Source organism: Pseudomonas sp. Z2-11, assembly GCF_054161305.1.
This window is the reverse complement of the sequence record NZ_CP096395.1, coordinates 3,141,482-3,163,626: the sequence shown is the minus strand read 5'-3', so window position 1 is coordinate 3,163,626 and position 22,145 is coordinate 3,141,482. Positions and strand designations below refer to the sequence as shown.

The 22,145-nt window shown below is 55.7% G+C and carries 16 protein-coding genes; 8 read left to right on the top strand and 8 right to left on the bottom strand.

The features are described from left to right. Nucleotides 1-9: 9 nt before the first annotated feature. The 6 genes from M1E16_RS13975 to M1E16_RS13950 all read right to left on the bottom strand — a co-directional run bounded on the left by M1E16_RS13975 (nt 10) and on the right by M1E16_RS13950 (nt 9,406). On the bottom strand, nt 10-3,423 hold the full coding sequence (locus M1E16_RS13975) for a beta-ketoacyl synthase N-terminal-like domain-containing protein (protein ID WP_458127578.1): 3,414 nt from the start codon (nt 3,421-3,423) through the stop codon (nt 10-12). A gap of 87 nt (nt 3,424-3,510) precedes the next feature. Further along, nucleotides 3,511-4,344, bottom strand: a complete 834-nt coding sequence (locus M1E16_RS13970; protein ID WP_458127577.1) for an acyl carrier protein — start codon at nt 4,342-4,344, stop codon at nt 3,511-3,513. Nucleotides 4,345-4,430: 86 nt separating this feature from the next. Beyond that, nucleotides 4,431-6,212: an FAD-dependent monooxygenase gene (locus M1E16_RS13965; RefSeq protein ID WP_458127576.1), complete on the bottom strand. Its 1,782-nt coding sequence runs from the start codon at nt 6,210-6,212 to the stop codon at nt 4,431-4,433. A 3-nt stretch (nt 6,213-6,215) separates the two neighbouring features. Then, nucleotides 6,216-6,827, bottom strand: coding sequence for an HAD-IB family hydrolase (locus tag M1E16_RS13960; RefSeq protein WP_458127575.1), 612 nt, complete (start codon nt 6,825-6,827; stop codon nt 6,216-6,218). Continuing rightward, on the bottom strand, nt 6,817-8,322 hold the full coding sequence (locus M1E16_RS13955; RefSeq protein WP_458127574.1) for a class I adenylate-forming enzyme family protein: 1,506 nt from the start codon (nt 8,320-8,322) through the stop codon (nt 6,817-6,819). The genes M1E16_RS13960 and M1E16_RS13955 overlap by 11 nt, the downstream gene beginning before the upstream one ends. Before the next feature lie 67 nt (nt 8,323-8,389). Beyond that, entirely contained in the window at nt 8,390-9,406 is a 1,017-nt protein-coding gene (locus M1E16_RS13950; RefSeq protein ID WP_458127573.1) for an SDR family oxidoreductase, read from the bottom strand. A 444-nt stretch (nt 9,407-9,850) separates the two neighbouring features. On the opposite strand from M1E16_RS13950, the gene M1E16_RS13945 reads away from it, so the two are divergent. From M1E16_RS13945 to M1E16_RS13915, 7 genes are all read left to right on the top strand, one after another. Next, nucleotides 9,851-10,447 carry a TetR/AcrR family transcriptional regulator gene (locus M1E16_RS13945; protein WP_434697698.1) on the top strand — a complete coding sequence of 199 codons (597 nt, stop codon included), beginning with the start codon at nt 9,851-9,853 and terminating at the stop codon, nt 10,445-10,447. Nucleotides 10,448-11,090: 643 nt separating this feature from the next. Beyond that, nucleotides 11,091-12,485, top strand: coding sequence for a hypothetical protein (locus tag M1E16_RS13940; RefSeq protein ID WP_458127572.1), 1,395 nt, complete (start codon nt 11,091-11,093; stop codon nt 12,483-12,485). Nucleotides 12,486-13,038: 553 nt separating this feature from the next. Continuing rightward, nucleotides 13,039-13,170 (top strand): transposase, encoded by a 132-nt coding sequence (locus M1E16_RS13935; protein ID WP_458127571.1) that lies wholly within the window; start codon nt 13,039-13,041, stop codon nt 13,168-13,170. 740 nt (nt 13,171-13,910) lie between these two features. Continuing rightward, the gene (locus M1E16_RS13930) at nt 13,911-15,722 is read left to right on the top strand and encodes a VPA1262 family N-terminal domain-containing protein (protein ID WP_458127570.1); all 1,812 of its coding nucleotides are present in this window, start codon (nt 13,911-13,913) and stop codon (nt 15,720-15,722) included. Then, the gene (locus tag M1E16_RS13925) at nt 15,715-16,356 is read left to right on the top strand and encodes a hypothetical protein (protein ID WP_458127569.1); all 642 of its coding nucleotides are present in this window, start codon (nt 15,715-15,717) and stop codon (nt 16,354-16,356) included. Before M1E16_RS13930 ends, M1E16_RS13925 begins: the two co-directional genes overlap by 8 nt. Before the next feature lie 2 nt (nt 16,357-16,358). After that, on the top strand, nt 16,359-18,266 hold the full coding sequence (locus M1E16_RS13920; RefSeq protein WP_458127568.1) for a hypothetical protein: 1,908 nt from the start codon (nt 16,359-16,361) through the stop codon (nt 18,264-18,266). A gap of 274 nt (nt 18,267-18,540) precedes the next feature. Beyond that, on the top strand, nt 18,541-19,140 hold the full coding sequence (locus M1E16_RS13915; protein WP_458127567.1) for an XRE family transcriptional regulator: 600 nt from the start codon (nt 18,541-18,543) through the stop codon (nt 19,138-19,140). Between the two features lie 67 nt (nt 19,141-19,207). Here M1E16_RS13915 and M1E16_RS13910 read toward each other — a convergent pair whose 3' ends face one another. Together M1E16_RS13910 and M1E16_RS13905 are read right to left on the bottom strand one after the other, a co-directional pair. Continuing rightward, nucleotides 19,208-19,726, bottom strand: a complete 519-nt coding sequence (locus tag M1E16_RS13910; RefSeq protein WP_458127566.1) for a hypothetical protein — start codon at nt 19,724-19,726, stop codon at nt 19,208-19,210. 265 nt (nt 19,727-19,991) lie between these two features. Then, nucleotides 19,992-21,176, bottom strand: a complete 1,185-nt coding sequence (locus M1E16_RS13905) for a reverse transcriptase domain-containing protein (RefSeq protein WP_458127565.1) — start codon at nt 21,174-21,176, stop codon at nt 19,992-19,994. Nucleotides 21,177-21,941: 765 nt separating this feature from the next. Here M1E16_RS13905 and M1E16_RS13900 point away from each other — a divergent pair. Further along, complete coding sequence (locus M1E16_RS13900; RefSeq protein WP_458127564.1) at nt 21,942-22,067, top strand: transposase; 126 nt, start codon at nt 21,942-21,944, stop codon at nt 22,065-22,067. Nucleotides 22,068-22,145 lie beyond the last annotated feature (78 nt).

The following is a 22,145-nucleotide window of genomic DNA, read 5'->3' as shown; positions in this document are numbered from 1 at the left end:
CGCCCGGCCTCAGGCAGCAGGCGCGGCCTGGCTCAATACTTGAGCGGTGATATTGGCTTGGCCGATCTTTTCGCCCCGGTTGAACAGGTCGATATGGATACGGTTGGTCTTGAATGATTGAAGCTGCGTCCCGAGGCTCGCTTGCGGAGCGAGTGACAACGGGCTGTTCCTCGGAATTGGCCGGTCCAGGGTGAAACTCAGGGCCAGCAGGTTCATCGGGGTATTGAGCGGAATACGCAGATGACCGTGGGCAATCTGCATGTAGCACTGGCGGGCAACCTCGAGGAAATACACCATCGAGAAATGCTCGGGATCGCCCTCGTGGAAAAAATGCCCATCCGGCAGGCTGACCGTATCCACGCTCAGCCCCTGGGCGAGGCTGCTCATGGCGCTGACGATGACATTTTCCTTCCGGGCCTTGTGCAGCAGGGCCTTGTCGACGCAGCGCGCGGCCGTGAACTCAACCGCCGGCGAGGTCTCGAAGGCCGAGCTGTAGGCCATGCCCAGAACGCAGGTGCACATGACTTTTCCAGCCTGCGTGACGGTTGCCTGAAATGCCTGGCCATCGTGGCCTTGCTCCAGGCGCAGGTCGATCATGTCCTCCTTCTGGACGTATTGCTGGAACTTGATGCTGAGCGTCTTCACGTAGGCGACGCGACCATTCAGCGGGGGCATGGCCAGTTCGATCAGTTGCATCACCCCTTCGAGCAACAGGATGCCGGGGATGTGATCCAGCGGATGGTCGAAGAAATACGGGTGACCTTCGTCTACCACCAGCCGTGCCCGCAGCGAACGCGGCTCGCGCTGGATGTGGGAAATCACCACGTGTTCCGCTCGACGCTGCCAGGGCGCCGGGCGCTGGGTACGAGCCCCCCGGTGCAGGGCGAACAGCCCCTCCATGGCCCGGACTCGCACCCGCAACCCGGCCAGAACCGTGCTGGTCAGCATGTCGCTGAGTTGCAACACATCGACACCGTCATGTTGTGGCTCGCGGACGATTTCGCCGGCATGTACCGGCGTGATGACCTGCTGCAGCTCATGGGGCTCGTGGGCAAAGCGCAACGTGAACGGGTGTCTGATCGCAGGGGCGGGGCTCGCCGTCGCGGGGTTCCATTCGCGCAGTTTTTCAGTGAACAGCCACATCACAACCTTGCCGGCCTCACGCACCTCGATCACCGTGTGAACCGCCGAGCTCATCGTCACCGACAAGAGCGTTTCGATGCCGCAGGCTTCAGCCAGAAAACCGGTCATCTCCTGCAACGACCCGTCCACAGGGACGTTATCGGGCTGCAGCTCACAAACCTCTACCACCGCGTACTGGGCGCGCTCCTTGCCGGCCAATCGGCACGCTTCGTCCAGCGAAGCCGCGGCATGGGCGAGGACCGCTGCGCGAATCACCAGCAGGGGCGTGTCCGTTGAACCCGCTCGATAAGGACGCAGCGCAAGCAGCCCGAGCCCTTCACCTTGCGGCGTAGCGCTGCGGCGAGCACGATCGACCTCGATTTCGCCGCTGATGAAGCGGCCGGCTCCGAGCAGCAGCGTCGTGATGCCGTCCTCGAACCATTGCCGGGATGCCAGCAGGGTTTGCCAGAACAGCCCTGGTGAGCCGGCCAGGGTCTGATGAAAACCCTTGAAATCGAAAATCTGCGCCGGGTAGCCGGACAACATGTTCGGCAACATGGTTGCCACGTCGGTCACTTCCACGCCCGGCGGGCTGCCTTGGGCCCGTGAATAGAATTGCTCGGCACTGCTGTAGGCGTTGCTGAACCGCTCCCCGCCCATGTTGCAGCACATGACCATTGCCGTACCGGCCGATCCGGCAACGCCCGGCAGGCGCCGCAACAGGTGATTGACGCGGTCGGTGATCAACAGTTTGAAGGGATCGACGTGGGCCAGGGGCTTTGGCCCCATGCCAAAACCGTCGATATCGATGACGCGGTCCTGGGCCAGGAATCTCCCCGACAACGGCCCGGCCGAGGGCCCCTTGCCATCGACGAAACGCCCGTAAGGGAAAGTGACCGGTCGAGTAGCCGGTTGCTCAAGCCGCCGTTTGAACGAGTGCAGTGAATCGCAACCGCCCAGTGCGGCTTCCGCCTCGACTATCGCCAGGTCCAGGATCTGCACGCCTGAAGCCACCGGCGCGGGGGCAGGGGGACCATCGGGCACATATTCATCCACCACCAGATGGGCGTTGGCGCCACCGAAGCCGAAGCTGGAAATGCCTATGCGGATCGGCGACTGACGATCCTCCAGTGGCTGGACTCGCTGTGTCGCCAGGCGCAGGCAGGTGTCGTCGACTTTCAGACTGGGACGGTAGTCCGGCTGGGGTGGGATGCCCTTGTGGCGCAGGATCATCAACGCCTTGGCCAGCGAAGCGCCTCCCGCCGCAGCCAGGGGATGGCCGATAACGGACTTGATCGAACCGATGGCGATTTTTTCGTCGGCGCTGCGATGGGCAGCGAAGAAGCTGTTCAGCGAGGCCAGTTCGGTCGCATCCCCTAACGGGGTGCCGGTGCCGTGGGTTTCGATGTAATCCACGCGGCCTGGATCAAGGTCCATGTAAGCCCGTTGATAGGCGCGATACTGGGCCTGCCTGCCCGGTGCAAACACCGACCCTTCGGCACCATCGGCGGAAAGCCCCAACCCTCTCAGCACGCCCAGCGGCCGGCGTCGGGCGTTCACGGCATCGGCCACGGGCTCGACCAGAAAAGCCGTGGCGCATTCGCCCGGCACAATACCGTCGGCATCCTCGCCGAACGCCTGCATGCTGGCCCGGGCGGAAAAAGCCGTCAGTTGGGAGAAACCGAGGAACAATGCCGGGGGCAGAACGGTGTTGAGCGCCATGATGATCGCCTTGTCCGCCTGGCCACTGTTGAGCAGAGCCTTGGCCATGTCGATGGCATAGGGGAACGAACTGCAAGCGGTGTCCACCGATAAGGCCGGGCCTCCCAAGGCAAAAGCGCGCGCCAGCCCGGCCACCTGTTCACCGGGCGTGAAACCGGATGGCGTGTCGGTACCGCCGGGCACTGCCGTGGCGAAATAACTTTCATCGCTCCAGGACGTCGCGACCACCAATGCGGTTCGCTCGGTATTCAATACCGTGCCTTGCGCCGCGAGTTCGGCAAAAAGCGTCTGGAGCACGTTCTTGCCGATCGCGACCTGCCGACCTTCATGACGGGAAGGCGTCGATGGGGCATCTGAAAGGCAGAATGCGCTGTCCAGGTAGACACGATCCTTTTCGCCGGCCTTGCTCGAAAATATCGACGCCTTCTGCAACTCCCAGCGCGCCGGCATTGCCTGGATGGGCGCTATGCCGCCCTGCGAGAGCAAGTGCCAAAGTGCGTCGGTGGACGACGCCCCTGGAAAATCGCCGGCCATTGCGCTGAAGCACAACTCGCCCGCTGTCGTTACCGCGCCACTCATACCCTGTCTCCTGATTGCCAAAAAGCGGGGTGACCTGGCGATCACCCGATGTCCATTCCATGTACGGGCAGCGTGTGCCGTCGGGGCTCAGCCCATTCTTGCCAGAAGCGCCAGTGCGTCTTCCGGGGTACGACGCGACATCAATGCCTCACCAGCAAACTCACTGACGGGGCACTCTTGCGCCATTGATTGGCAAAGGGCTTGCCGGTCGAAACCGTTGAGTCCCAAATCGGTAAAAGGCGTGTTGACGTCCAGTGACTGCGGTGCGTCCGAAACCAGCGGTGAGAGGGCGTTGAACAGCACCGCGCCGAGCTGCGTCTGCGCATCGGCGGAGCCAGGCAGCGGCGCCTCGGAAGGTGCGGCAGCCGGCTTCGGATCGGTTTCAAGCCTGGCCAGCAGGGCCGTAGGGGTCAGGGCATCGAAGAGTTCCGAGGTCTGTTCTTTCTTGTCCGGGAAGTGCTGGGCCAACGACTCGAAAATATCAACCAGCCCTAGCGAGTCGATGCCCAGGCTTTCGAAACTTCGTTCGAAGTCGATTTGCTCGTTCTTGAAACCGGTGACCGAACTGATCTCGGCGCGCAACCATTGCTCATAGCTGAGGGCGACAGGTTGCTCCGACGACGGTGCCGCGGCCAACACGGTCGAGTGTGCAGGCACGGGCTCCAGCGTTGCGACGCTTCTACCCGCAGCCGCCTCGATGCCATGGGCATAGACGCCTTCCAGCACCTGCTGGTGGGCATTGAAATAATGGGCGGTGACCGATTCAGCCTGTTCCAGCAGGCGCATCAGGATCGATTCCTTCGCCATGTTGGATTCGCAGAGTGAATCGATGATTTTTTCCGAGAGGGAGAAATAGCTATGGGCTATTTTCCCGTTGGACACGATGAATTCCTGCACAACGTCATTGAGTTGCAAGCGCATGAGGTTCTCCTTAACCGTAAATCGGTAGGTGTTTTAGACGAGCATCGAAAGTCGTGGGCCCGGGCAGGGCGCCGTCAAGCAATCAGTCAGTGAGCGGTTGCGACTGGCCGCTGGATTTGCACTGCCTCGCTTGTCGGGGAGGCGGTTTCCCTCGAGGCCTTGAGCAATCCGGACCTCACGCTCAGGTACGTCACGAGTGTCATCGCGTCGGCGCCATGGAACGCGATGTACCCGTCAGGACGAATCAGCATCAGCGTGCCTTCGCTGGCGTGATAACGCTTGTGCAGCCTCCAGTCGGGGTCGAGCAATGTCGAGTGCCATGCCGGCAGTTCCGCGCTGTTGAGGGCGTCGACCACGCAGTAGGCCTTGATGCCCGGATAATCTTTTTCTACTGACTCGGCCAGTGCATAGTGGCCTGGCAAGATGGGAGAAAATTGATCCGCCGCGGTGAAGATCAACAACGTGTACGTCCCGTGGAACAGGTCGATCAAGCGCGCCGGCAGCGCCCCTTGCTGTTGCCAAAGCTCGACATCGGGTGCCAGTTGCCCCGCGCGAGGCACCGGCGGCTGGAACGCCGTCCGGGCTCCTTTCCTGGCCCAGTTGCGGCGCTGCTTTTTCGTCAGCGCCTCCTGGATGCAGTCACTTTTGGCGTAGTGGTACTGATGGCCGGAGATCATCGAGGGCAGTTTGCGCTGGACCTTGGGCCTGCTGCTCAGCAGTGGCAGGACGTTGTCTCGCAGCCACACCAGGGCCCGTTGCCTTACGGTGATCAGCCCGGTCAACCGATGCGCGGTCTTCTCGACTTCCAGGGCCACCGGATAACGTTCCTCGTTGTAGCTGTCGAGCAGTGACGGATCCGCCAGGCCTTGATCGACATAGGCGATCTTCCACGCCAGGTTGTAGGCCTCGGAAATTCCCAGGTTCATCCATTGGCCGCCGATCGGGCTGCCGATATGCGCAGAATCGCCGACCAGGAACACCGAGCCCTGCTGCAATGACTGCACCCGGCGATGCTGGAAAGAGGCAATGGTGGTGGAGGAGATGTTCGACAGGGTCATGTTCTGCCCACGTCCCTCGCACAGCCGCTGGAAGTTCTCCAGGCTCAAGGAGGGGCGCTCGCCTTCCGGTGGCAAGTCGTAGGGCATCTCGATGAACAGCCGATAACGGGATTGTGCGCTGATCGGCGCAACCGCCACGTACCCATCCTGCGCGCCAAGAAAAAAAGCGCCTTCGTCCTTGCTGCCGGACCACTCGATGTCAGCGTCGGCGAGCATGAAAAAACGATCGTAGGACGATCCCTCGAAAGTCATCTCCAGGCGTTTTCGGATGTTGCTGCGAGCACCGTCACAGGCCACTGCCCAGCGGCTGGCGCAGGATTCCTCGCGACCGTCGCCATGACGCAGCGTGACCCGTACGGACTCGGGCTGGTTCTCGATGTCCACCAGCTCGGTGTTCCATTCGACTTCCACGCCCAGCTCAGTCAATCGTTCCAGCAGGATCTTTTCCGTTTGCGGCTGCGGCAGGCTGAGGAGCATGGGATAGGTAGCATCCAGGCAGGAAAAGTTGTAATTCAGCACCCGCCGGGCGTTGGACTGCACCGAAAACTGATTGATGGTAAAACCATTGTTGATGGCCTGGTCGGCGACGCCGAGGTCGCGGAAAATTTCCAGGGTCCTGGAATGGATCGCCATCGCCTTGGTCGCGGTGGAGGGACCAGCGTTTTTCTCGATGATGCGAAAAGCGACGCCCCATTTCTGCAACATGATCGCCAGCGACAAGCCGATAGGGCCGGCGCCTACGATCATTACCGCCGGCGCCTTGCCCGGCTGTTTGTAATGCGCGGGGACGAAAGTGCTCAGAGTATTCATCTGTCAGTACCAGTTTCTATAGAAGGGAGAGTTGGCAACGCTGAGCAGGGCCTCGTCGCCTGACGAGTCGCCATAGGCGTAGATGAAGAAATCTTCAAGGTTGCCGACGCAGCCTTTGAGGCGCCTGACTTTCTCCCCATCGACACAGTTGGCTCCCGATATGCCCCCGGTCAGCTTGTTCCGGGCCGTCGCCAGGCGCGTGCCACACACGTAGTCGAAACCGACTGCCTGCCCCCACGGGATCAGGTAGTTCTCCGGCGAATTGCTGACCAGCGCGGTGACGTGTCCCATGGATTGATGCCATTTCAGCCGACGCAGCGCTTCGGGCCTGAGCCAGAGCGGCAGCTGTTCTCTGACGAAGTACCTGGCATGTTCGCGCTCCTGCTCGGCGCTCAGGCCTCCCAGATAGCAGGCGATAAACGCCAGTCGCGCCTGCATCAGCGGTGTGATTCCCAGGATCACGCTGAGCATTTTTGGCAGCAGGGGGATGATCCTGAGCCAGAAGGGCCGGGTTCCGACGATAAAACGCATGTAGCGCCAGAAGGTATGCCTGTCGGTCAATGTGCCGTCGAAATCGAAAACGGCCAGCACCGGTCGCGTGTGATCAGCGTGCATGAATCTCTTCCTTGAGCGGGACAATCTCGATGTTCCTGGGTAGTTTGAAGGCGGAAAGGTAACGGGCGAGCAGGGTGGATACGCTGTTCTGGCTAAGGTCTGCGCTACCTTCCACAGACAAGTGCAGTACGTTGATGGCTTTATGGTCCGGGACGATGTAGGCCTTTGCCCGCACTGCACCGGGATGCTTGAGGGCAATGGACTCGATTTCTTCCAGGTCGATCATCTGCGCTTTGATTTTCGAGATGCGCAGGCGCTGGCAGCAGAAAAATACGTGCCCATCGTCGTCCTGCCAGACCAGGTCGCCGGTGTGGAACCAGCCGTCACGGAAAAACCGGGCATTTATCTGCGGCGCATCGTCATAGCCTGGGATAACCATCGGGCCGCGTACCAGCAGCTCGCCGATACGCCCCACGGCCACGTCGCGGCCCTGACCATCGACAATTCGCAACTCGACACCACTGATCGGTTGGCCCATCGCACCGCGATGCACCTCGCCGACCGAACTCTGGACAATCACCGGCATGCTTTCCGTCAGTCCGTAGCCTTGCAATACAGGGCCGCACCCCAGCAAATCGCCAAGCTTTTGCGCTTCATCCGCCGGCAGATGGCTGCCGCCGGAATAAATCATCAGTTGCGGATGCAGCGGCAGCCGTGGGCCCTTGCGTTTGGCCAGTCGGGTATTGAAGTAGCGGATGACATCCGGCACCAGGCAGGCAAAGGACACCTGGTGCTCGGACAAGACTTGCGCCAGGTCCCTGTTGAGCAGGCTGTTGGTCATCAGCAGCGTAGCGCCGATGCTGAGCGGGAAAACCATCATCACGGACAGGCCGAAGATCGCGTACAGCGGCAGGGTCACCAAGTGGACCGAGCCAAGGCCTTGAGGGTGAAACTGCTCGTGTAAGCCATCGCTTGACTGCGTCAGGTCCAGATAACGATGAGAAACGGCCAGCGGCATGCCAACGCCCCGATACGTGAACTGTACCGAAACGACCGGGTTGCCTTCAGGCAGCAATAAGGGCCAGAGCTGATGCGGAAGATCAGAGGCTGCCGTTGCGTGTTCGGGCAACGACAACGGCTGCTCATCGGCGGTGCGGACGACGAGGCAACGGACCGACTGAAAGACTTCGCGGTGTTGCTCGAACAACGAATCGGTCGTGACGGTCAATGCGGGCCCGGCGAGGCCCAGGACGTTGCTCAGTTCGTACGTCGTCAGCTTGTGGTTGAGGATGACGGGGATAGCACCATGGCCAATGATCGCCAGATAATACGCGATGAAATCCACCCCATTGGGCAAGACAAGCGCAACTTTCTCTGCGGACGACACCCCAAGGGCATGGAGCAAACCGTTGCACGCTTCGGCCTTGTTCAGCAATTCGCGGTACGTGAACGTTTCTTCCGCATCGAGATTCCTGATAGCTATGGCGTCGGGGTGCAAATCCGAAAAACCGACAAAGCGATGCAGGAAACCTTCTTTACAGGTAAGGCTTTTCATTCCACCAACCTCTCAATCCTTGAAGTCATGGCCAGATAAATAAGTACTGCAGAGGCAGGCTAATTTTTCAGTTGAGCTTTATGTAGTTATTGTTCCGATACCAGTCCAGCGTATCGGTCAGGGTTTCAGTAACCGGGCGGAACGCGCATTTCAGTTCACTTGAACTTTTGCTGTGGCTGAAATGAGTCCTCCCTTGTTCCTGCTCAATGAGCTTGACCGTGGAAGTACTGATAAGCACCGGCTTTTTAGTAACCCGGTAATAAATTTCATAGGCAAAAGCAATAAGACGCAGCATGAACAACGGAACAGGCCGTTCCGGTGCCTTTATCCCGCTGACGTTGGCCAGTGCCCGAAAGATAGTCTTCATGTCCATATGATTGCCGGCAGCCAGATAACGCTCTCCCGATCGGCCATGTATTATCGCCGCGATCTGATGTTCCGCCACGTCACGGGCGTCCACGACTGAAAAACTCCCGGGAAGAACCCCCGGCAACTTTTCTCCTACGAAATCCAGCAGGAACTGACCTGACGAGGTAGGACCGATGTCGCCTGGGCCAAACATCCAACCGGGCAAAACCATCGCCACGAACATGTCCGGATGCAGCGACAAGAAGTCCTGAACCTTCTGTTCAGACAGGATCTTGCTCAAGTAGTAATCGTCTGCCTCGGACTCGTCGCGCGACATGGTCTCGTCGATTACCTGATCGCGGTTTCCCTTCAGTACCGCGATGGAGGAAGTGTGGACCGCACGGCGAATGCCCGCGGCATAGGCGGCCTGCAACAACCGCTCGGTGCCGGCTACATTGGTGTCGTAAAGCTTTTGCCAATGTTTTCCGCCTTTATAGCTGTCGCGAAAATAGGCCGCTGTATGAAACAAGGCATCACAGCCTTCAAGGGCATGGCTGAATGCATCAACATCAAGCATATCGCCCTGGACAAGTTCGACGGGCAAACCGTCGAATTGCTTCTTGGCTTTTTCAATGGAACGTACCAGCGCCCTTACTTTGATGTCTCGTTTTAAAAGTGCATGGACGACATTGTTCCCAAGCAGGCCTGTAGCACCTGTAACAAAGGCATATTCCATTAAAATCCAGCTCCTGTGAGATAGCCTGCTCGTGCAGCTTCGTCGCTGAACAGGCGTTGGATGACCCAACGGCGCCAGTAAAAACCATTCGGTATCTGGAAATCAAGCGGTATTTCATTATCGAGTGAAAGCCGAGGTGTCTGGGACGGGCCTGAGACGTGATGTCTCAACGAATTCGCCAGGCTGATGACGCCATTTTTCTGGCATGTGAGCGGTTTTTTCCCCAAAGGGGGCAGGGCAGTGGTCGCTCTGAATCCGTTGCATTTCGATGAAAACCGTCACCTTGCTGTCGTCCGATCCAGCCAGAAATAGGCGGCGATTACATGCCAGATTTAAAACTTTAAATGCAAAGGACGGGTACGGATGGTAAGGTGCAAACATCTGATTCACTGAACTGTTTCATCTAGTTACAAACAAACATATTGGGCCAAAGGAGCCGAGGGCGTGATTAAAAAAAGATTAGGTCGCGAGGAAAGCCAACAAATAACACGAGACAAGTTATTTGATACCGCCACTGACCTCATGATCAAAAAAGGCTTTCACGCCGCCAGTGTCAATATTATCTCTGAAGAGGCAGGTTATTCGAAAGGTGCGTTCTTTTCCAACTTCTCAAGCAAGTCGGAACTGCTCCTGCAACTGACCCAGCGTTTCAAACGGGTTGAAATAGACCGCTTGGGCGATACGTTGGCTGCGGGTTATACCGCAGAGCAACTCGCGCACGGATTGAACGCCTACATCGATACACTTAAAAACAATACGAACTGCGCCATCCTTGATGCCGAAATGCAACTGATCGCGTTACGCGATGAAGAGTTCGCAAAGCATTACTACGATCTGCATGAAGAAAACAGCGAGGCGCTGGGCAAGCTGATTACTATCATTTTCAACCATGCCGGCAAGAAACCTCCGTTGGCGTACGCAGCACTCGCGAAGACTTTCACGGCGCTGTCGGAGGGTTTGATATTGCAAGGACATAAAGATCCAGCGGCGGAAATCAAACTGGTGCTCAATTCGCTCATTGAAACGGCGGAGCCATTGTAGGAATGCAAGCTGGTCAGGCAGTCGGCGATCAGCGTGAAGCGTTGGCAGGCCGTCTTTTGCGGAGCGTCTTGAGCCAGACGGTCCGGGTTCAGGTTCCGGGGAAAGCCAGAGCTGCCGTGAGTACTGAAAGGAGCCCGGCATGGCCGCCATGGCGAAACATGCTGTTACGCATAATGTATATTATGTTAAACGAGATGTTTACGTCCGACGTTTAGAATCCTGTCGCCTGTACCTGAAAACCGGGATTTGCCTTGAATTACCAGAATCAAATCAAATCAAGGCCATGCATACCCTTCCTTCGCACCTTTCGAGCTTTCAGGGGTTCCAGCCTCCAAATCCTGCAGAACTGAAAACCAGAATCCTAATCTCTCCAACCCGCCGGTTCTTTCACTGCGATCGCACCGGCAACAACCATTCTAGTAGACCGCCGAACGTTCGCCACACGCGCATATCCAGTCTACGCTTCTCGTCATGAGACGGCTGACCGCTTGGCGCCTCAACCTGCCAAGATAATTCGCACACGCCGCCGTCACCGTCCTAAACACCAGCGTTGACGTCAATACTGACGATGACAATTTGAGTCCAGACCGAGCGCCGCCGAACGACATCACACGCCCTTTAATCCGATCAGGACGGGTTTTACATGGCTGAGCCGCAACCGCCATATCCTCTGTTCCCACCTTTAAGCCTGCTCAACGACCAGGCACGATCTGCGCTTCCAATCAATTTGGAGGTGCTGCAACGCTTGGATGCAACACCCGAGCACCTGCATGCCTTGGCAACATGGCGAACCGGGGTAGATTTCCTCGTGCGAGAGTCGGCGAAGCCTGGATTCGAAGAGCGTCACTACAAGAAACTGTGCCCGATACTCGAGTCCATGATGCATTGGAGTTGGACAGTCCGCGACAAGCCGCTGCATGACTGGAACAGCGCCGATGCCAAGTCGTTCATGACGTTCATCATGCGACCCCCGATTACTTGGGTAACCACCCCCGGGTGCAGTCGGTATTCCAAGAAAACCAAGCAAAACTTTGCGAACAAGTCAATCGACCCCACATGGCGTCCAATAATCCGCCCGACGCTCACAGGCGATGACCCTGGGCTGAGCTCAAAGCATCACCGCAACTGGTACATGACGCATGGGCGCGAGTACTTCGACTTCCTAGCGCGTCCCGGGAATTCCGCAGCTCCAGCCCCAACCACCGCAGCATATACCGCTGATACAACTACCGCCGCCACGTCCCAGCAACAGGATAAATCCAAAAATCCATTCCAGGACATGGCGCCCAAAGACTACGAATTCCGCGTCGAGAAACCTCAGGCTGTGTTCTCACCGACCCAGCTCAGTGATTTTCTGGATATTGCTGAATCGCTTGCAAGCTACAACGAGAAATGGGAGCCGCTCTTATTCCTCACAGCCCTGGCAGTCTATTCGGACATTCCCATGAGGGCTGTCGCGGCAACGCAGACCATCAAGCCCACCTTTTCATATTTCAAACCGCAGGCTCCTGATTCTCCCGACGCGATTCAGGCCCGTCCTAGAACCGATTTTGCCAAGAATTACTCCAAGTCCCAGCACGTGTTCCCCAAAGGCCCGGGTCTGTTCGAGAGTCCGCTTTATTTACGCCAGAGTTTCGCGTTGGCTCCCCGATTTGAGGGCTATTTTGAACGCTATGCTCACTTTAGGCATATAAAGGAACCCGCCGTGAGCTCTCTGAGCTTCCTCTTTCCGCAAGAGAATGGCCTGGATGCTTATGGCTACGGTAGCCTCATCGAGATTTTCAGCGAGTTTTGTGCAAGCATTTTGTCAACGCTCAGGTCTAGGCCCAAAGCAACACTCGCCAACTGGAAAGGCTCGGACAAGCTCGATCCTGAGGCGTCGTTGACATTCAATGAACTGCGAGCATCAGCCAAGCGCGCGGGCATGATTCCCGAATCAACCGCCTCAGGTGTTGCAGATGAGGATCCGAGTGTTTGGCCAGATATTGGTATCCGTCAAGCCTTGTCCCGCCGAATTGTGTTCAATTTCGCTGACTGATAAAAGCTTAATCCGCCCTCCTCCTTTCGCCTGTTTTTACCCTTAGGACGCTGCTGCCACCGGACAACCAGAATCACTAGATAATTGGTCAAGGGCGTGGCTCTACGAGCTCGGCTGTCGTAAATCGAGCCTCCCGCGAAGCGGTAGTCTCGACCCTGCGGGCTTCCATCCTCACGCCTGCGCGCTCCGCTTGCCAGAGTTTGCTAGGAAGTGGTCATAGCACGGATCGCACTACGAAGGCTGGGCTCTAAACCAACCCCCTGGAGGGGCGGTACGACCAGCGCTCACACTGCATTTATCTTGCACCCGCTTTTGCTCCATAGGCACTTTACAACTAGACAACAATAATAAGGATTGGCCGCCATGTGCCCGGCAACGTTCACTTTCCGCACAGTAAAATCCTCGAACGGCGACTTTGAAGTCACTGATCATGCCATCGAGAAACATGAGAGTAACCGTCCGGCCAACTCACCTTCCTGACCTCAACGCCAAAGGCGATGGTGTCCACCTAATTTAGTGGACACCATTTCTAGCCTTTTAAGCGGGTCTTTCCATGCAGCCACAACGCCGTTCCTATTCAAAATCCTTCAAGGCCCAGGTTGTCCAAGAGTGCGCCCAGCCCGGTGCTTCGATTGCTAGCGTCGCGCAGCACCACAGCCTTAACGCGAACCTTGTCCATAAATGAATTCGGGTAGGTGCGGCTTTTAGCGGGACGAATGCCGGTAGTAAATCTGCTGCGGGCTGATCTCGATAGAGCGGCATCCATTTACGGATAACGTTGGCATTGATGCCGTGGCTGATCGCAGTAGGTCGATAGCGTTAGGTTGGTGTATCCCGCTCTCGTTTCTCTGGGTGGAGGGTAAAAAGATGCGTCTCCAATCTTTTCGTGCGAAATTGCACCCCACTGCTCCCCGGTCGCAGTCAACCTGGCCTGTCTGGATAAATGGCTTTGACACTGCTCCGAACGCTGCCAGCGCCAAAATCCCACCAGAGCCTGAGCAGCAACAAGCCCTTGAAGGGTTCAGGTCAAAAACTTTGGAAAACTCGATAGTCGAGATTTTGCGCCGCTTCAATCTCTTGCCGTGTCAGTGAGGACTGCGAGAAAGAATGAATCGACTATGGACGCGAGAATGGCACATTGCTAGCCTGCAAGGACGAAGGCGCAGCCTGCTAGGTAGATGCCTTCTCAGAACCACCTACCTCAGCCAGGAAGGCGTGTGTCGATGTCGGAATGCAGCGCCCTGCGCTACCGATTCATAGGGTTAGTCACTGCAGGAGACCGCCGAGTGCAGATCTTCCCTTCCGGCTATGCCTCCGCATTCCTCGGTGCCACTACATACGCACATTCATGCACCCGCCAGAGTGGCCTTCGGAGGCACTCAGCCGAACTCTTAACTCAGGCCATCGACCGATAGCGAGCCTTACATGGAAAGTGAAAGCCGTAACCCCTACAGTAAATTGACTGAGGGCTTCGAACATGCCGTTGTGCATGTCGCTGTGGTTGTACCACCGCCTTCAAAGCCCTCTGCATCTGATGCCCCGTCTACACTTGAACGACCTCCTCTACGTTTGCTATTCGCATCGGTCTGGTTGCTGGCGGCAGGAAGGCAAGTCCCTTCGAGACCTCCTAAGCCCTACCTCAAAAAATTCAATGAAGAAGGCTCTATCGCGGTCGACCGTATCGTCATGACCGCAGAAGAAGCCATCCGATGGTACCGAAGCGCATCTGAAGAGCTTCGCACCCCGATTCCCGTTCATGATGTACGGAAGGGCTCTGATGGCGAGCTTCTCTCCGCTGGCAGGCTAAGCGACTTTCCAAGATGGCCTGTATTGGGCGTGCCTATGGAAAGTGATGACATCACGCTTAAATCTGAACGCCCTTCCATACCCTTCCGTAACCTTGGCATCATCAGATACTCACGTCGAATTTCAGACAGTGAAGAATGGCCGAGCTTCCTTGACCAAGAGGGACAAAGCAAGCGTTGCCAGGAAGCCTTCCAATTCCTAGAGCACCACATGCATGTTGATTTTAGGGAGTACCCTGAATATCTAGGTGGGATCGCACTCGCTGTTCCTGACTGCGATGTCCATTCAGTCCAACAGTTCGTTAACCCTGAAGAGGACAGCTCTGAATCGTTGTACTTCCATTTGAAGCCCCACCCAGGCCGGAAGCTTCAGGGTCTAAGCTTGACCTCCATGGAAGGGCAGGAAGGGATACTCACCTCTTTTGATACAGTTCCGGTGCCGGAGGATGGCTTGGTTATAATAAAAAGGCCATCCTCCATCCACGTCTCTGGGCTAGTCCTGACACACAAGAAGCGCGGGGTGTTGCTGCAAACGCCCATGCGACAGTTCATGCGGCAAATGAATATGACGACAGAGGTGGTCGAGCGACGTGTCAAGGTTCAAGCCCCTGAAACAGATAAAAAGAAGAGTGCAATCAATGAGTACTTTGCCGAAAAGAAAACGTTGGCATCCTCTCAAACATTGGGTGAGGCACCGAACACAACAAACGCCTTTCAACGCCTGCTGAACGCGAAAAGCGAACGGCTTCTTAATCACAGCGCTCAGCTATACGATCAGACTTGGTTTACGACCGACCAGCGCAAGGCAGCGCTCGATCACATCAGGGAAAAGCTTAAACACGCTCGCTCCACAATATTCATCGCAGATCCCTACTTCAGTGCAAACCAAATTCCCCAATACCTATTTGCCATTGAGCGAGACGAGATCAAGGTACAAATCCTAACCTCAAGTACCGCCTTCAAAAAGATCAAGCCATCGGAAGCGGGTACTGAGGCCGAGGCCAGCAAGGGATCACTGCACGGATATCAGACATTGCTCCGAAACCTGAATATATTCCAAGCTAATCACAAAAACAGCATTGAAATCAAAGTGGCCAATACAGAAAGCAGTCTGTTCCATGATCGATTCCTCGCTGTCGATGGTCGCGTATGGATGCTCGGCAGCTCACTGAACTCTATCGGCATACGACCGACGCTTATCATGCGCATACCTCATGGTGAAAAAATCCTTGCCCACCTTATGGGTCTTTACAACAACGCCATTCCTCTGGGGGATTTCAAAGTCCCGCAGGAAGTATCCAAGAAGCCATGCGTGCACTGTGGGCGTGACGTGGTAGGCGAGAAAGCGGAGGATGGGGTTAAGGAGCCGTGCGTGCCGGACGGACAACGGACGCAGGACGCACCTGATTCGCAGGACGTTAATAATGGCTAAGTTTTCGTCCAAAATTGATGTCAGTATGACAGTGCCAGCGGTAGAGACAAATTTTACCCCGCAGCTACTCATACCTTGCGAGGCGCCCTACCGGGATGAATCCCGCCATCATTTCCCATGTATTGATGCCATCTGGGCTCGTCGTGCAGCTCCGGATGTACGCTTAGTCGAAGAGTTCGAAAAAGCGATAAGTACAGCGCAACAGGTTTGGATAATTGATAAACATTTATTTTCTGCCCATGGCCAAATTCCCGACCATAGCCGAAGAATTAATAAAGTCGTGAATTGGTTTTGCACAGAAAATATTCAAACGGTAAAAATATTAACTGGTCATCATGATTCACAGAAAGAAATCGAGAGAACTTTCGAGGACTTAAAGCAACTCGTAACAGAAGGCCGCGCCAAACTCGCCCCCCCCCTAACGATAGCGCTCTCATTTGCCCTCAGAGAGGCCGATTGCATTCACGATCGCTTTGCTATCATCGATAACGAGTTATGGCATTTTGGCGCAACTGTAGGCGGTTTTCATCGGGACGTAAATGCCGTGAGTAGAGGCTGGAATGCTGAGACTCTTGATGCAGTGCAGTTTTTTGATACAGCTTGGAAAATGGCCAATGCCAATGGGAGAAAATAGTCATGAACAACGAATGGCAATTGCCGCCCGCCTATGAATCGGACACGCACAGATCGTACACAATCGCCAAGTCGCTTATTGAAGATTTCGCAGAAGGTCACTTCGCACCTTCCAGCGTATTCGTCACATCAGTTATAGAATACTTCTGCGACCCGGATAATGCCAAGAATGCTCTTAAGAGGTTCACCACTGAACTGGGCGGTTCCAACGAGGACTTCGATGCTTCGGACGATCCGAGAATTCTGGCGGCCTTGACAATCGGAATTGTAACGGCCTGGGCCTCATCAGAAACCGAAAACCGGTACACAGCTCTCAGGGCTCTTGTTCGAGATTCATGGTGGGTTGAGAGTTTGTGGACTGAAGTGGCGCGGGTTGTAGCCCAGAAAAATAATGATTTCAAAGAAGCACTCTTAAATTTAGCTGAACAACATTTCGTCGATGCTGAAACAAAGCTGCTTGAGGAACACGGGATTGATCCATCCCAGCCAATTTCTCTCGACGAAATTTGGTATGGACACAGTAGAGAAAGTCGAGCCGATGAATCCAGTTGGCCATGGGTTGAATTACTAGCAAAGCTCGATCCCGACAAACTGTTTAAGTGGATGAGCTCCACACAAAGTCTACTCTTGATCAATCGAGTACTCGAAAGCCCGGAGTTTTACCGTAACTACGATTTGTGGGAGCAGTTCACACTCGCATCTCCCTCCAGTTTCGAAAGCGATGGTTCGTGGAATGGTGCCCTACTGCTTCCCAGCTTGCTTAGGCACGGAAGTGCAAAAATTATTCACATTGCAGATGGCCATGATTATCCTCCCTCTGAGCTAGAGCCGCACGTCAGATCACTGCTCGCCCGTTTCGTAAATACTGTCGCTAAAAGACCCGATTTTGAGGGGCTGTTCAAGCGTTGGGGTACATGGCTCACTCGCCAGCACCTTCACTTCCCTGATACCAACTCGGTTCGAAAACGACCTCTGAGTAGCCAAGATATTTTATGGGCATTAGCCGATAAACTCCCACTCCCCTGTTCCGCAGCCAGTTCTGACCAATTAGATTTTTCGTGGGAGCCATGGGTTTACCAATCTATGCTAGCCCTTCTACACTCGAACGACCCCGGCAAGTTTCCGGCACCGAACGTCAGTGCCTTCATCGAAGGATGGAACTTGACACCTATCGAATGGAACTCTTCGAAAGGTAAGTCGCTTCGGTGCCATGTGCGTGAATATCACGCTACGCAACCCAATAATTATGCTTGTCGGGTGCTAGGGTATTCCGTCGCATTGAGCAATAACTTCACCAGTCACTGGCTCAGCATGTGGAACTTTAGCGTTGCGCTGAGGGAAATTCTCGAATTCCGTCCCATTTATAAAATTTCCAAAGAATGGGAACCATCGGATGTTTCAGGGCTGATGCGCACATTGGTTGACGTAGGCTTGGGTATTCTGGACTGTACTGCGACCCCTCAGGAAACGCTCAATCCCGAAATACTTAAGCAATCAGCCGCGCTATTTCAGGCACTATGGGCAGCTACCACTGAGATGTTGAGCATTGACCCCTACGGCGACGACTTCTGGCCGACCATGCAGAAAAACCTAGTTATTCGACGGCTAAGATGGACAGTCGAAGCAAAGAATGCCAATGACGAACATTACAGCACATGGCTGGATCAGGCCGCATACCCAACGTCGCCGGAAACATTGGCCCTGGTTTACAGCAACCCATGCTCCTTCATAAGTTTGTTGCCCTTGCTCGTGCAAAACGAAATTCCCCAACAAGCCTTGAAGGAACTGATTAATCAAGCCGAAATTGACTTAACCTCTCTCGCTTCGAGCGCAGCTAGATACCGGAGCGGGCCTGAGAGGAAATTCAAAATCCGCCCCCATCACGTCAGCCTGATTGAAGAACTGGCTTAGGTCAGCAATCGATTCGGGGCTGGGGCCCGTTTGAGTCTTCGCGGGCCTTAGCTCTCTACCATGCAATCCGTCAGAGATAAGGGTGCATAAAATTTCGCTCTCCGAACGTTTCTCAGAAGGAAGCTATGCCCATGACTGGCGTCGATTTCTGAGGAACTGGATTCGTGACATGAAGCATTTAGCGGCTCACCGTCTCTTATAATTACCTCCGGTTCGCGACGGAGACTATCCCCTCCTCGCCAGCTGCCTGTCGCACACAAAAAAATTGATCAATATGGCTTTATCCTCAGCTTTGGGGATTTGTAATGCCGTTGAGAGATCCGTTGCAGCAGTCATCCGCCTCGTTCGGTCGGCCCGTGGCCTGGCGAAAGAGGATTTCCATGGTCAATTGGATCCCAAGCATGTTTATAACTTGGAGCATGCCAAGGTCAGCGTGCCCCTCGACACACTGGAAATTCTCGCTGAGCGCCTAGATGTAGAGCCGCTGGCTCTCCTCGCCGTTGCGGCCAGTTATGACAAGCAGCACTCTCCCGAAGACTTTGTTAAGTACCTCAACAAGGAGATCAAGAAACTCAAGTATCTGGGGGTTTTGGAAGGATTGCCGACGCAATTCGCAGACGGCGCCCTGAAACCACGACTACCGGGGCAGCGCACTCCGCCTGAGAAGGTCGACGCGGTGCTCCGCTGTCGAGCGCTCGGACTGACTCAAAAACAGGCTTCGGAAATTCTGGGCATGGCGATATCCACGGTTGGCCGGATCTGGAGCACGCAGAGGAGTAGGAGATCGCACCGAGAGAAGCCGCGGCCGGTACGATCACAAGCAAAAAGCCTGTTGGGCCGACCACATTTTTCCTTTTTTCGCTATCCACCGTGAGTGGCAGCGTCAGAATGACACGAGGTATGACTACTATCTTCCGGCACGGCTTTCACTGAGAAACGAATCACGCGTTGCTGGATAGCAATGCTCGTGCTCGTTTCTGGCGCCTCACAAATGGAAAAGTGACCAATAGAAATAGCGTCGTGCCGAAGACGTCAAACACGAAGTTCTCGTAAGCCAGGGTAAATGGGATTCCATTAGTGGCTGGATCGATAAAAACTTCGTTGCCAATCGAGCCTGCGAGCACATAGGCAACACCGGCGAGGGGAATCCAGCAGACCCCTCGGTTAAAGTCGCGCACAATCGATCGCCACATCACGCGCAAGAATGCTAACGGCCAGGTGTACAAAGGTATGCTCAGGATCTGCTTCATCGCTGGGCGCAGCGGCGTCCTCTGTACTTCGCGGAATTCGAATGAGAGATAGCTCATCACGAAAGGAAAGGTGAAGCCGTACAGCGCATGGCAGAAGTTGTAATTCCACCCAATCAGATTAAACATCCGGCTTTGCACGACTATGAACGTCATACTGATGACGAAGCCGATAAGGGCGGGAATGAGGATGTGACCTTTTTTCAAGTGCATAAAAACTCCTGGATAGGGATGAAAGCGATTCACCATCTAGGCTAACTCCCTCCTTATATCTCGCAACTCAAAACAAGCCCTCGAATTGTCGGTGACTTTTGTCCCCTACGTATCAAGGCGCTCACTCCCGCTCCTTTCCGTCGCCGTCGCCGTCGCCACACGAGACGCGACTCGCCGCCCAATACGCTTCAGCGACCCCAAACAATCGGTCGCGGTAGGGATGGCAGTTACCTGCCACCCCCCGCACAGATCCGTACGTGCGGAACTACCGCATACGGCTCCTGCCTCGGGTATGTGACGCGAAGCGATCCTCAGGGTACGGATGTGCATTTCTGGGTCTAGGTATGTAGAGGTCGGCAAGACGTCCGTAGCGTGACCACTGAAGCCGGTTACGCTGACTGCGACGTTTGAGGGCTTGCCGCCATAGACGACATACCGCCGAACGAAAACCACCCAGACGTATCAGGTTTCCTGGCACCGCGTGGTAATTGAAGTAACCACTCACCACCCGAGTGAGCCATTGCCCTTGAGCCCGGATGGGTTCATGACGTCGGCGCTTCAGCTCATCCCGAATAGCCAGCAGCGTTGCACGCATTCGCTTCTTGACCGTCAGACGCAGTATTTGAAACCCACCGTTTCTGTTGGAACTACAACAGTGTGTGAAGCCCAGGAAATCAAACGTCTCCGGCCTACCCAAGCCTCGATCTCTACGATTTCTCGCAGCAAAACGACCAAACTCAATCAGCCGGGTCTTAGAAGCATTGAGCGATAGACCGAACCGGGCCAGTCGTTCTCGTAATTGCTCCAAGAATTTCTGGGCCTGCGACTTCAACCTGAAACCCACCACACTGTCGTCCGCGTAACGCACAACAATCACATCACCACGGGCGTGGCGCTCACGCCACCGCCTTGCCCACAGATCCAGCACGTAGTGAAGATAGATATTCGCCAGCAACGGCGATATCACTGCACCTTGGGGAGTCCCCTTGGTCGCAGCCACCCTACGGCCATCCTGCATAATACCCGCCTGAAGCCATTTGCAGATAAGCCCGAGCAAGCGCCGGTCTGCGATCCGGTGTCCCAGAAACATCAGCATCCATTCATGGTCGATCTCATCAAAGAACGACGTGATATCCACATCCAATATCCGGTTCACCTTCTGGCCCTTGAGCGCGACCGTTAATGCATCCAGCGCATCGTGCTGGCTGCGTCCCGGCCGAAACCCGTACGAGAATCCCAGAAAGTCCTCCTCATAGATCGCATTCAAAACGGTAACGACCGCCTGCTGTACGATCTTGTCCTCAAGAGAGGCAATGCCCAGCGGGCGCTGCCTGCCGTCGGCTTTGAGGTATAGACCCGCCGCGATGGCGTTGCTCGATAGGCTCCACCGTGGAGCCTTGCGTGCAAGTCGGTTACCCGCTGGAGAAGACCTTCCTCGTATTCCCGCCACGACATGCCGTCCACGCCTACCGCTGCATCGCGGCGCAGGGCATAGAAACTCTGCGCCAATAACTGCGGTGTGATGTGGTGCAACAATGCCGTGAACTGCATGCCCTTGTTCCTTCGGGCTGCTTCACGTACACCTTCAAGTCCCATCGACGCGCAACTGATCCGGCTCTGTGTCCGGGACGCGGGGGGCGTGTCGGTGTTTCCCTTGGCTACGTCCCTTTCCTCCACCATCTCCGCAGGGCTTAGCCCCTTGTTCGATGGCTTCTCAGGTACTACGGACGTATCCGACTTCTCAGCGACGTAGGCGGCAGGGTTACGGCTTTTAGCCTTTCCTGCTCCGCCCGGTGCTTGGGCATCGGGCGCCGCTGAGATCTCCCAGTTTCCGTGCGAAGGACTTCCGACGTGCACAGGGTCTCCGACCGCGCGGGATCAGAGCATGACTGGCGTATAACGCCATGCTCCGTATTGCCTTCTGCTTCGCTTAACAGCATCGGCATCCCGAATTCCTGATTACGCGGCTCAATGGCTGGCCCATCGGTTTCCCCTGTCAACGCTTCACCCTGCACCTCACGGTGCAACATGCATGACTCGGGGTCTGGTTGATTCGCCATTTCTTACCAGTATCGAACTTTCATCGACTATCCTCAGCCAGCTTTAACTGGCGCACTAAGCGTCCGGCGAACTCACCTTCCGAACTCCAGTATTAAGGACGATGGTGTCCGCGTATTTTTAAGCGGACGCGATCACCCTTATCGCCAGGATTTCCATGCGCCAACGAAGCTCTTACCCGAAACCGTTCAAGGCCCAGGTCGTTCAGGAATGCCTGCAACCTGGCGCAACCGTGTCCAGTGTCGCCATCAGCCACGGCATCAACGCCAATGTTATCCGATAATGGATGCCGCTCTATCGAGACCAGCCCGCACCAACATCGCTACCAGCCTTTGTCCCGCGGAAGGCTGCACCTAAACGG

What these genes read in the sequence shown, in the direction of transcription:
- M1E16_RS13975 (WP_458127578.1), bottom strand. Translation starts at nt 3,423, where the DNA reads ATGAGTGGCGCGGTAACGACAGCGGGCGAGTTGTGCTTCAGCGCAATG.
- M1E16_RS13970 (WP_458127577.1), bottom strand. Translation starts at nt 4,344, where the DNA reads ATGCGCTTGCAACTCAATGACGTTGTGCAGGAATTCATCGTGTCCAAC.
- M1E16_RS13965 (WP_458127576.1), bottom strand. Translation starts at nt 6,212, where the DNA reads ATGAATACTCTGAGCACTTTCGTCCCCGCGCATTACAAACAGCCGGGC.
- M1E16_RS13960 (WP_458127575.1), bottom strand. Translation starts at nt 6,827, where the DNA reads ATGCACGCTGATCACACGCGACCGGTGCTGGCCGTTTTCGATTTCGAC.
- M1E16_RS13955 (WP_458127574.1), bottom strand. Translation starts at nt 8,322, where the DNA reads ATGAAAAGCCTTACCTGTAAAGAAGGTTTCCTGCATCGCTTTGTCGGT.
- M1E16_RS13950 (WP_458127573.1), bottom strand. Translation starts at nt 9,406, where the DNA reads ATGGAATATGCCTTTGTTACAGGTGCTACAGGCCTGCTTGGGAACAAT.
- M1E16_RS13940 (WP_458127572.1), top strand. Translation starts at nt 11,091, where the DNA reads ATGGCTGAGCCGCAACCGCCATATCCTCTGTTCCCACCTTTAAGCCTG.
- M1E16_RS13935 (WP_458127571.1), top strand. Translation starts at nt 13,039, where the DNA reads ATGCAGCCACAACGCCGTTCCTATTCAAAATCCTTCAAGGCCCAGGTT.
- M1E16_RS13930 (WP_458127570.1), top strand. Translation starts at nt 13,911, where the DNA reads ATGGAAAGTGAAAGCCGTAACCCCTACAGTAAATTGACTGAGGGCTTC.
- M1E16_RS13925 (WP_458127569.1), top strand. Translation starts at nt 15,715, where the DNA reads ATGGCTAAGTTTTCGTCCAAAATTGATGTCAGTATGACAGTGCCAGCG.
- M1E16_RS13920 (WP_458127568.1), top strand. Translation starts at nt 16,359, where the DNA reads ATGAACAACGAATGGCAATTGCCGCCCGCCTATGAATCGGACACGCAC.
- M1E16_RS13915 (WP_458127567.1), top strand. Translation starts at nt 18,541, where the DNA reads ATGGCTTTATCCTCAGCTTTGGGGATTTGTAATGCCGTTGAGAGATCC.
- M1E16_RS13910 (WP_458127566.1), bottom strand. Translation starts at nt 19,726, where the DNA reads ATGCACTTGAAAAAAGGTCACATCCTCATTCCCGCCCTTATCGGCTTC.
- M1E16_RS13900 (WP_458127564.1), top strand. Translation starts at nt 21,942, where the DNA reads ATGCGCCAACGAAGCTCTTACCCGAAACCGTTCAAGGCCCAGGTCGTT.